This window comes from Peribacillus sp. SIMBA_075, assembly GCF_046534585.1.
Map to the genome: position 1 here is coordinate 1 of NZ_JAWRYN010000939.1, position 259 is coordinate 259.

A 259-nucleotide genomic window follows, 5' to 3' on the forward strand; every position below is an offset into this window, starting at 1 on the left:
CTACTAGATGGGTGATGATGAGCAGCGGCATACTGCGCTTCCATTCGTAGAGTAGACCAAGCAGCATGCCAGCGACAATGCCTGCCACGACGCCCGTCCAGAAGCCGCTAAAGGCCAGTGCGGCGCCGAATAAGAGAGAAGCGCCGACAATGGCGAATGGCAGCCTCATATATTTCTTCAATTGTTGTTGTATATAGCCGCGCCAGAAAAGTTCTTCTCCGGGCACAATGACAAACATCAACAAGAGGTAATGCCAGAT

General features: G+C 51.7%; 1 protein-coding gene. It reads right to left on the reverse strand.

Translation table 11 applies throughout. The features are described 5' to 3' along the window. Positions 1–259, reverse strand: a 259-nt coding sequence (locus tag SB775_RS31020; protein ID WP_410865111.1) for a CPBP family intramembrane glutamic endopeptidase, incomplete at both ends; no start/stop codon positions are given.